The 10,156-nt window shown below is 44.6% G+C and carries 7 protein-coding genes; 4 read left to right on the top strand and 3 right to left on the bottom strand.

The window, feature by feature from the left end; all coding sequences use genetic code 11:
• The first annotated feature begins 332 nt into the window (after positions 1–332).
• From KTR07_RS27070 to KTR07_RS27080, 3 genes are read left to right on the top strand one after another with little or no spacing between them, the layout of a single operon-like run.
• Entirely contained in the window at positions 333–1,559 is a 1,227-nt protein-coding gene (locus tag KTR07_RS27070; protein WP_117981690.1) for a glycine betaine/L-proline ABC transporter ATP-binding protein, read from the top strand.
• Positions 1,556–2,386, top strand: coding sequence for a proline/glycine betaine ABC transporter permease (locus KTR07_RS27075; protein WP_008763296.1), 831 nt, complete (start codon positions 1,556–1,558; stop codon positions 2,384–2,386). The genes KTR07_RS27070 and KTR07_RS27075 overlap by 4 nt, the downstream gene beginning before the upstream one ends.
• Positions 2,387–2,413: 27 nt before the next feature.
• Entirely contained in the window at positions 2,414–3,274 is an 861-nt protein-coding gene (locus KTR07_RS27080) for a glycine betaine ABC transporter substrate-binding protein (protein ID WP_181981982.1), read from the top strand.
• Between the two features lie 10 nt (positions 3,275–3,284).
• Here KTR07_RS27080 and KTR07_RS27085 read toward each other — a convergent pair whose 3' ends face one another.
• The 3 genes from KTR07_RS27085 to KTR07_RS27095 form a co-directional block, all read right to left on the bottom strand.
• Positions 3,285–3,473 carry a hypothetical protein gene (locus tag KTR07_RS27085; RefSeq protein WP_055229586.1) on the bottom strand — a complete coding sequence of 63 codons (189 nt, stop codon included), beginning with the start codon at positions 3,471–3,473 and terminating at the stop codon, positions 3,285–3,287.
• 124 nt (positions 3,474–3,597) lie between these two features.
• Positions 3,598–7,155, bottom strand: coding sequence for a pyruvate:ferredoxin (flavodoxin) oxidoreductase (gene nifJ / locus KTR07_RS27090; RefSeq protein ID WP_008767789.1), 3,558 nt, complete (start codon positions 7,153–7,155; stop codon positions 3,598–3,600).
• A gap of 33 nt (positions 7,156–7,188) precedes the next feature.
• A complete protein-coding gene (locus KTR07_RS27095; RefSeq protein ID WP_008763300.1) occupies positions 7,189–8,367 on the bottom strand; it encodes an ATP-binding protein in 1,179 nt (392 codons plus the stop codon).
• Between the two features lie 164 nt (positions 8,368–8,531).
• Here KTR07_RS27095 and KTR07_RS27100 point away from each other — a divergent pair, with 164 nt between their 5' ends.
• Complete coding sequence (locus tag KTR07_RS27100; protein WP_113748298.1) at positions 8,532–9,728, top strand: hypothetical protein; 1,197 nt, start codon at positions 8,532–8,534, stop codon at positions 9,726–9,728.
• Positions 9,729–10,156 lie beyond the last annotated feature (428 nt).

Below are 10,156 nucleotides of genomic sequence, written 5' to 3' on the forward strand. Positions count from 1 at the left end.
CTCAATACCAAACACTTACTTTATTTATCCAAATTTTGCCGTTTTTTTGCGAGTTCTTGCTATCTTTGTGCCAGCAAGATACTGGAACAGACTGTTTTTATACATAAAAATGCTATTTTTTTGCTATTCGTTGAAAGGATTATCTTATCAAATTCTATTCCTTTTTTAATTACTCAGTCTGTCAATAATCATTTTATTAATTATTTCGGGATTCATTGTTATTTGTCCCGTATTTAAATCAGAACTTTATACGATATAAAGAAAGATTCCTGTTATCGTTTGTTCTTGTCTTGCTGTGTATATTATTTTAATAACCTAAACCATTTTATTGTATGAGTAAAATAGAAATTAAAGATCTCTATCTGGTTTTTGGCAATGAGAAGCAGAAGGCTTTGAAGATGTTGAAAGAAGGTAAAACTAAAAGTGAAATATTGAAAGCGACCGGATGTACGGTTGCGGTGAAAGATGCGAATCTTTCCATTAATGAAGGCGAAATATTCGTCATTATGGGGTTGTCCGGTAGTGGAAAGTCCACTTTACTCCGCTGCATCAACCGTTTGATACGCCCTACTTCCGGAGAAGTGATTATCAATGGAACAGACATAGCCAAAGTGTCGGATAAAGAACTGTTGCAGATTCGCCGGAAAGAACTGGCTATGGTCTTTCAGAACTTCGGTCTGCTTCCTCACCGTTCTGTCTTGCATAATATAGCTTTCGGACTCGAACTACAGGGAGTTAAAAAGGAAGAACGGGAGAAGAAAGCGATGGAAAGTATGCAACTGGTGGGGCTGAAAGGCTACGAGAATCAGATGGTAAGTGAACTGTCGGGTGGGATGCAGCAGCGTGTCGGGCTGGCGCGGGCTTTGGCCAATAATCCCGAAGTCCTGTTGATGGATGAGGCCTTCTCGGCACTCGATCCTTTGATCCGTGTGCAGATGCAGGATGAACTGCTGACTTTGCAGTCGAAGATGAAAAAAACGATTGTCTTTATTACTCACGACCTGAGTGAAGCGATTAAATTGGGTGACCGGATTGCTATCATGAAGGATGGAGAAATTGTACAAATCGGTACATCGGAAGAAATCCTGACCGAACCTGCCAACGCTTATGTAGAACGATTTGTGGAGAATGTAGATCGAAGCAAGATTATAACAGCTTCCTCTGTTATGGTAGATAAACCCATAGTGGCACGTTTGAAGAAAGAAGGCCCGGAGGTGCTGATCCGTAAGATGCGCGAACGGAATCTGACCGTTCTTCCGGTAGTCGATTCCAATAATCTGTTAGTAGGAGAGGTGCGGTTGAATGACTTGCTGAAACTACGAAAAGAGCAAATCCGCTCCATCGAGTCCGTAGTAAGGCATGAAGTTCATTCAGTGCTGGGTGATACGGTGCTGGAAGATATTCTTCCGTTGATGACAAAAACGAACTCGCCAATCTGGGTCGTAAATGAGAATCGGGAGTTTGAAGGCGTAGTGCCACTTTCCTCATTGATCATCGAAGTAACGGGAAAAGATAAAGAAGAAATTAATGAAATCATTCAAAACGCAATAGAATTATGATAAATATCGGACAATATATAGAAACTGCCATTAATTGGCTCACAGAACATTTTGCTTCCTTTTTTGATGCTCTCAGCATGGGGATCGGAGGATTCATAGACGGTTTTCAGCACGTACTGTTTGGAATACCTTTTTATATCACAATTGCAGTGCTGGCTGCGCTCGCCTGGTTTAAGTCGGGTAAGGGGACAGCCGTATTTACCCTCTTGGGCTTATTGCTTATTTACGGCATGGGCTTTTGGGAAGAAACGATGCAGACATTGGCGTTAGTACTTTCTTCCACTTGTCTGGCATTGCTTTTAGGCGTTCCGCTGGGAATCTGGACTGCCAACAGTGATCGTTGTAACAAGATAATGCGCCCTGTCCTCGACTTTATGCAGACAATGCCTGCCTTTGTCTATCTGATTCCTGCCGTTCTATTCTTCGGATTGGGAACTGTGCCGGGAGCTTTTGCCACCATCATCTTTGCAATGCCTCCTGTGGTTCGTCTGACCGGCCTGGGCATTCGTCAGGTTCCTAAAAACGTAGTAGAAGCCTCCCGCTCTTTTGGAGCTACTCCCTGGCAGCTTCTTTATAAGGTACAATTGCCTTTGGCGTTGCCTACTATTCTGACGGGAATCAACCAGACGATCATGATGTCACTTTCGATGGTAGTGATTGCCGCCATGATTTCTGCCGGAGGATTGGGAGAAATCGTGCTGAAAGGTATCACCCAAATGAAAATCGGACTCGGATTTGAAGGCGGTATCGCAGTCGTGATATTGGCGATCGTGCTGGACCGCATCACTCAGGGCATGGCAGATAACAGAAAAAGTAAAAAGAAATAAGAATCACACCAAAGAAAGGAATAATCAATGAATAAGATAAAAATGATTGCGGCAATGTTTATTGCCGGCATACTCTTAACCTTCGTTTCCTGCGGAGACAACGGAAAGAGTAAGAAGATAAGTATCGCTTATGCCAACTGGTCGGAAGGGATTGCCATGACAAACCTTGCCAAAGCGATTTTTGAAGATCAGGGATACGATGTAAAGTTGCTGAATGCCGACCTTGCACCTATATTTACCTCTATCTCCCGTAAGAAAGCAGACGTATTTATGGATGTCTGGATGCCTGTCACTATGGAAGATTATATGAAACAATACGGGGATAAACTCGAAGTTATCGGGGATATTTATGATGGTGCCCGTATCGGGCTGGTGGTTCCGGATTACGTTACGATCAACTCGATCGAAGAACTGAACGCGGAAAAGGAACGTTTCTCCGGTCAGATTGTCGGTATTGATGCCGGAGCCGGTATTATGAAAGCTACCGATCAGGCCATCAAAGACTATGGATTGGATTATAAACTGATGACTTCGAGCGGACCTGCCATGACTGCTTCCCTAAAGAAAGCGATTGATAAGAAAGACTGGATTGTCGTGACGGGATGGACGCCTCACTGGATGTTCGACCGTTTCAAACTGAAAGTTCTTCAGGACCCGAAGCTGATATATGGAAATGCGGAAACCATTCATACCATAGCGTGGAAAGGTTTTAGCGAGAAAGATCCTTTTGCTGCCGAACTTCTGGGCAATATTCGTCTGACTGATGCGGAAATCAGCTCTTTAATGACTGCTCTGGAAGAGGCGCAGACGACGGAAAGACAGGCTGCCCGTCAATGGATGGAAGAACATCAGGAACTGGTAAACAGTTGGATTCCTAAGAAAGATTGATAAGCAAACACTACTTCAACCATCCCGCCATTCTTTCTTTACCATAGAAGTAGTAGAAAAGTAGTCCCAGCCAGCTGGTAAGAACGATTAATACAATCGCTATAAGCCTTTTCTCTACAGCCGCATTTATATTCCAAATCTCTATGGCAGCTCTGAAAGTCAGTATCAAACCGACAATCCAAATAACAAATCCGATCATATCTTTAGAGTTTTAATGAATATCTTCGTGAGAAGTAATCGTTACTTCTAATATATAAACAAAAAAGGCAGGAATCTGTTTCCAGGATTCCTGCCTTTTATTATGTACAAAGTATTTCTACTTATTATTCAGCTGTATCAGCTCCCCAGTTTTCTCTGGCAAGACGTTTGTAGCTGTTGTAACGCCATTTAGCGTTTTCTTCAGCAGCTTTAAACAGTTCTTCAGCTTCAGCAGGGTATTGTTTCATTACAGAAGCGTAACGAACTTCACCCTTCAAGAAACCTTGGAAGTCTTCCCAGTTAGGTTCTTTGCTATCCAGCTGGAACGGATTCTTGCCTTCTTCTTCCAAAGCAGGGTTGTAACGCCACAAGTGCCAGTAACCGCACTTAACAGCCTTTTCTTCTTCTTCCTGGCTCTTACCCATACCGGCTTTCAGACCGTGGTTGATACATGGAGCGTAAGCGATGATCAGTGATGGTCCCGGATATGCTTCAGCTTCGCGGATGGCTTTCAGAGTCTGAGCCTGGTCAGCACCCATAGCAATCTGAGCAACATATACATAACCGTAAGTAGTAGCCATCAGACCGAGGTCTTTCTTACGTACACGCTTACCTGCAGCAGCAAACTTAGCGATAGCGCCTACCGGAGTAGCTTTAGAAGACTGACCACCTGTGTTAGAGTAAACCTCAGTATCCAATACAAGGATGTTAACGTCCTTACCGGAAGCGATTACATGGTCAAGACCACCGTAACCGATATCGTAAGAAGCACCGTCACCACCGATGATCCATTGGCTACGTTTAACAAGATATTGTTGCAGATCAGCGATTTGCTTGCAGTGGTTGCATTTATCTTTAGCAGCTTCTACCATCGGAATGATCTTTTCAGCCAGTTCCTTAGTCTTTTCTGCATCCAGCATATTGTTGATCCATTCAGCGAATACTTCTTTGTATTCAGCTGGGCAGCAATCAGAAGCGATAGCTTCGTTCATTACTTTCACCAGACGGGCACGCATTTTTTCGTTAGCCAGTTCCATACCCAGACCAAATTCACAGAAGTCTTCGAACAAGGAGTTAGCCCATGCAGGACCGTGACCCTTTTCGTTCATAGTGTACGGAGTAGAAGGAACTGAACCTGAGTAGATAGAAGAACATCCTGTAGCGTTAGCAACCATTTCACGGTCACCGAACAACTGAGAAATCAGTTTCACGTACGGAGTTTCACCACAACCGGAGCAAGCGCCTGAGAACTCAAACAACGGAGTTGCGAACTGAGAGTTCTTCACGTTAGCCTTGATGTCTACCAGGTGTTGTTTGCTCTTCACGTTTTCAGCGCAGTAAGTCCAGTTATCAGCTTCGGCCAACTGGCTTTCAAGGTGTTTCATGGTCAATGCCTTGCCACCCTTCTTCGGATTACCCGGACAGATGTCGGCACAGTTACCGCAACCCAGACAGTCGAGAACGTCTACCTGAATACGGAATGTCATACCATCGAATGCTTTACCTACAGCTTTCAGTTGCTCGAACTTAGCACCCTTCTGCTCTTCAGCATCGAGTACGAACGGACGGATAGAAGCGTGAGGACAAACGTAAGCACACTTGTTACACTGAATACAGTTTTCAGCATTCCATTCGGGAACGAATGCAGCTACACCACGTTTTTCGTATTTGGAAGTACCTTGATACCAAGTACCGTCTTCGATACCCTTGAATGCAGATACCGGCAGCAAGTCACCGTCCTGTGCATTGATCGGACGAACTACTTCGTTGATGAAAGCAGGATCATTGTTTTCTGCTTTTGCATCATCCGGCAGGTTAGCCCAAGCAGGATCGACAGTCAGAGTCTTGTATTCACCACCGCGGTCTACAGCAGCGTAGTTCTTGTTAACAACGTCTTCACCCTTCTTGCCGTAAGACTTAACGATGAATTTCTTCATCTGTTCAACAGCTTGATCTACAGGAATAACGCCTGTGATACGGAAGAATGCAGACTGAAGGATTGTATTGGTACGGTTGCCCAGACCAATTTCCATTGCAATCTGAGTTGCGTTGATATAGTATACAGAGATGTTGTTCTGTGCAAAGTATTTCTTCACCTTGTTAGGCAGGTTCTTAGCCAGTTCTTCGCCTTCCCAGATGGTGTTCAGCAAGAAAGAACCGTTCTTACGCAAACCACGTGTTACATCGTACATGTGCAGGTAAGCCTGAACGTGACAAGCAACGAAGTTCGGAGTATTTACCAAGTAAGTAGAACGGATCGGAGTATCACCGAAACGCAGGTGAGAACAAGTGAAACCACCCGACTTCTTGGAGTCGTAAGAGAAGTAAGCCTGACAGTGTTTGTCGGTGTTGTCACCGATAATCTTAACAGAGTTCTTGTTGGCACCTACTGTACCGTCAGCACCCAGACCGTAGAATTTAGCTTCGAACATACCTTCACCGCCCAGAGCGATTTCTTCTTTCTGAGGAAGAGAAGTGAACGTAACGTCGTCTACGATACCGATAGTGAAGTGGTTCTTCGGCATTGGCATAGCCAAGTTTTCGAATACAGAGATGATCTGTGCCGGAGTGGTATCTTTTGAACCCAGACCGTAGCGACCGCCAACGATAACAGGAGCATTTTCTGCGCCATAGAAGCAGTCTTTAACGTCAAGGTAAAGAGGTTCGCCGTTAGCACCCGGTTCTTTTGTACGGTCAAGCACTGCGATGCTCTTTGCAGTCTTGGGTACAGCAGCCAGGAAGTGTTTAGCAGAGAACGGACGATACAAGTGTACGGCAACCATACCTACTTTTTCGCCGTTTGCTACCAAGTGGTCGATAGCTTCGCGGGCAGCTTCAGTTACAGAACCCATTGCGATAATTACGCGTTCTGCATCTTCTGCACCGTAGTAATCGAACAAACCGTATTTGCGGCCTGTGATCTTGGAAATTTCGTTCATGTATTCTTCTACGATAGCAGGAACTGCTTCATAGTAGTTATTGCATGATTCACGATGTTGGAAGAAGTGGTCGGGGTTTTCAGCCATACCACGGGCAACCGGCTTCATCGGATTCAGTGCACGGGCACGGAATTCAGCCAAAGCTTCCTGGTCGATCAGCGGAGCGAGGTCGTCGTTTTCCAACATTTCGATCTTCTGGATTTCGTGAGAAGTACGGAAACCATCGAAGAAGTTCATGAACGGAACGCGTGATTTGATAGTAGCCAGATGAGCAACACCTGCCAAATCCATAACTTCCTGTACAGAACCTTCTGCCAACATAGCGAAGCCGGTTTGACGAGCTGACATTACGTCCTGATGGTCACCGAAGATACACAATGCGTGAGAAGCCAGTGTACGAGCAGAAACGTGGAATACACAAGGCAAGAATTCACCGGCAATCTTGTACATGTTAGGGATCATCAAAAGAAGACCCTGAGAAGCAGTGTAAGTAGTAGTCAATGCACCAGCCTGAAGAGAACCGTGAACTGCACCGGCAGCACCACCTTCAGATTGCATTTCCTGTACCAATACTGTTTCGCCGAAGATGTTCTTACGTCCTGCGGCAGCCCATTCGTCTACGTACTCAGCCATAGTCGAAGAAGGAGTGATGGGGTAGATAGCTGCTACTTCAGAGAACATATACGAGATATGTGCTGCAGCTTGGTTACCATCACATGTGATGAATTTCTTCTGTTTAGTCATAACTAAATTAAATATTTAAGTAAATAAATCTTTTTAGTATAAGAATCCGAACATCCAAAGAGGTATTTGGTTGCCGCGGCCTATCTCAGCCTTTTGCAACGCATACGTCACGTCCGGGTTATTCTTTATTTTTGTACCTTCCGCACAAATTTTGAACGGCATCACTTCGTCTACCATGAAAGAGACGTTTTTATCTCCTTTATGTACCTTATGGTCTTTCCATAAAGTGTTAACGAAGAACGTGTCGAGTACATCCTGTTCTTCCACTTTCACCGGATAAATGGAGTACATCAGGTTAGAGTTGTGCATCATAATCTTTGACGGTTTCTTTGGGAATTCTTCTCCTTTCGGGTAAACCAGATTAATCAGACGCGCGTCTGCCAGATACTTGATATAGTTCATTACCGTAGCGCGGGATGTCTGTACGTCACTTGCCAGTTGGCTCACGTTCGGAGCTTTCGGTCCGTCCACAGCCAACAAATATAGTAATTTTTTTATCTTTGAAAGATATTTCAGCTCAATTTGTTTGATCAGCAAGATATCCACTTCTACCATCATGTTCATTGTTTTCAGCAGATTCTCCGAGAAATTACGTTTTTCAAGGAAGAAAGGGTAGAAACCATGATGCAGGTAATCCTGAAAATAATCCAGCGGTCGTACTTTGGAAAGTACTCCTTTGGCTATCTGTTCATGTGTACTGAGGATTTCTTCGAGGCTGTATGCCCGGAATTTCATTCCTGTCTGCAGGTTCAGAAATTCACGGAAAGAGAATCCGCGCAGGTTATAACTTTTCGCAATGTCACGCAATTCGAGGTTTTCCTCTTTGAGTCGCATGACGGAAGAACCGGTGAAGACAATCTTCAGGCTGGGGAAACGGTCATAGCACATTCGTAGCTCTTTGCTCCATTCGGGATGTTTGAACACCTGGTCGATCAGCAGTACTTTTCCGCCACGTTTCTGAAACTCGTTGGCGAAGTCAACAAGGCTGTGACCGGAGAAATAAAAGTTGTTCATATTGATGAACAGACAGGAACGGTCGGTGCCGAATTTCTCTTTGGCGTACTGCAGGAGGAAAGTGGTTTTTCCTACGCCACGTGTCCCTTTGATACCAATCAGACGGTCACTCCAGTCGATCTCGTCCATAAGATCGCGGCGAACGGGGGCATTGGTGTGCTCAACGAGGTAGGCGTGTGTGCGATAGAATGATTCCATTTCGTTTCTTTGTTTTTCGGCTGGCAAATATAGTGCTTTTTTTAGGATTTGCAAAGTAGAGATAGCAAAAATGTGCTTTAATTTATAAGTTTCTCTTTATTGTGTAAGTTCCTGATTATTTCCTGTATATATTTGCAGAATAATGTGTTGAATCCATCTTTGACATGACGAAAAGACCTGTTTATATATTCAATCCGGAGCATGATATGGCGTTGGCAAGCGGTGAGACGAACTATATGGCGCCGGCTTCCGCCCGACAGATGGCGAGTGACCTGGCGTTGCTTCCTATGTGGTATGCCGAAGCGGGAAGTGCGGTGCTTGCACCGTCTGCTTATAATGCGGACTTCCTGAAAACAAAGAGTGAACTTTTGGGCATGGATGTGGCCTTGTTGACGGAACCGGAAGTGGCTGACGGTAAAGACCGGAAGTTCTCTCCGTGGGGGTGGGACCCTGCTTTGCGGAAGCGTTTGATGACATTGGGGGCAGATCAGACGGAGCTGCCTTCTGCGGATTATATGAATATTCTGAGAGAGCATTCGCATCGTCTGCAGGCGGTAAAGTTGTTGCCTGGGTTGCGGTTGAATGAATACTTCTGTGGAGAATCTTTTTATTTGAGTACTTTGGCGGAGTGCAGTGCGTTCGTCGAAGGGCGGGAAGCGTGCTTGTTAAAAGCTCCGCTTTCCGGAAGCGGGAAAGGATTGAATTGGTGTAAAGGCATATTTACTACTTTTATTTCCGGTTGGTGTGCCCGTGTCGCTGCTTCTCAGGGTGGGGTGGTAGGCGAACCTATATATAATAAGGTGGAAGATTTCGCTATGGAGTTTTATGCTGACGGGAGAGGAAGGGTTGTTTTTGCCGGATATTCGGTCTTCCACACGGGTGGGAGTGGGATGTATGCAGGGAATGACTTGCTGTCTGACGAGAAGATTCTGCAGAAACTATCGGCTTATGTGCCACAAGAAGAATTTATCAGGCTGCGGACTCGTTTGGAAGAAGAATTGTCAGCTTTGTTCGGTGGCTTTTATCATGGATACTTGGGAGTGGATATGATGATTTGTCATTTTCCGGATGAAGCGCCTGTTTACCGGATTCATCCTTGTGTCGAAATTAATCTGCGAATGAATATGGGGGTGGTGGCATGGCTCTTGACGGATCGTTATTTGGCTGCGGATGCGGAAGGAGCTTTTCGGATTGATTATTATCCTTTAGCCGGTCAGGCTTTGGAGGAACATCGGCAGATGTCGGCTTCGTTCCCTTTGTCCGTAGAGAATAATCGGGTGTGTGCCGGATATTTGCCGTTAGTACCGGTGACGCCTCAAAGCCGGTATCGTGCGTTTCTTTTGCTTACTCTCCCCCAGTGAAAAAGATAGTGCTTTTGCTCTCATGCTCTAACAGTTCGTCTGTATCCCTTTATTCATCGATGTTTTAGCTGTTAGAGATCCAGTGGTAGCAGAGTGAGAGCAAGGACTTGCTCTCACTCTGCATCGTCCTGATAAATACCGTTTTTACTGTGTTATTCTTTGATTTACAGGATGTTAATATCTGATATCTCAACTGTTAACGTTTGATTTCTCAGATATTAATAATTGAGAAATCAAGTATTAAGGACTGATAATTTATGTATTATTGACTGATATATGATTTAATGTTTTCAGAGAGAGCAGTACTATTGAAGTAGCTGATGCGTTCAATGTGATTGGAACATGCGGTTAAGTCAATCAAATCAACAGTAGTTGTCTTACCCTGGATTTGGTTGACTACTATAAGTATCAACTAAAATGAATAAAAG

It is taken from the genome of Bacteroides sp. MSK.20.82, from assembly GCF_019052485.1.
Taxonomy (GTDB): domain Bacteria; phylum Bacteroidota; class Bacteroidia; order Bacteroidales; family Bacteroidaceae; genus Bacteroides; species Bacteroides thetaiotaomicron.